This is a genomic window from Xanthomonas albilineans (assembly GCF_002939705.1).
Lineage (GTDB): Bacteria > Pseudomonadota > Gammaproteobacteria > Xanthomonadales > Xanthomonadaceae > Xanthomonas_A > Xanthomonas_A albilineans.
Genome location: NZ_MDCB01000100.1, coordinates 1 through 428, shown reverse-complemented (window position 1 = coordinate 428; position 428 = coordinate 1). Strand labels below are relative to the sequence as shown.

Genomic DNA, 428 nt, shown 5'->3' with positions numbered 1-428 from the left:
ACCGATGCGCGCTGGCGGGCGCCCGGTGCCCAACCGGCGCAGCCGGCGCTGAGCGCATTGGAGGCGGTGGCGATGGCCAGCCAGCGCACCAGCGTCAGCGGCCAAGTGCTGTTGGTGGACGGCCAGCCCATCGCCGGAGTGGCGGTCAGCGTGGGCACGCAGCTCACCCACACCGATCCGACCGGTCGCTTCGTGCTGTCCGGTCTGCCTGTCGGCCACCAGGAACTGTACGTGGATGGCAGCGCGGCCAATGCGGCCGGGCGTGAGTACGGCGAGTTCGTGGTCGGGGTCGAGTTGCAGGCCGGGCAGCTCACGCGGCTGCCCTACACGATGTACCTGCCGCGTATCAGCGCCCGCGATACGACCGCCATCGCCTCGCCGCTGAAGCAGGATGTGGTGCTCACCCATCCGGATATGCCGGGCCTGCA

The 428-nt window shown here is 70.3% G+C and carries 1 protein-coding gene; it reads left to right on the top strand.

Annotated features, from left to right (window positions below):
- Positions 1-428: carboxypeptidase-like regulatory domain-containing protein (locus tag XalbCFBP2523_RS15930; RefSeq protein WP_249027747.1), on the top strand; the 428-nt coding region annotated here is incomplete at both ends.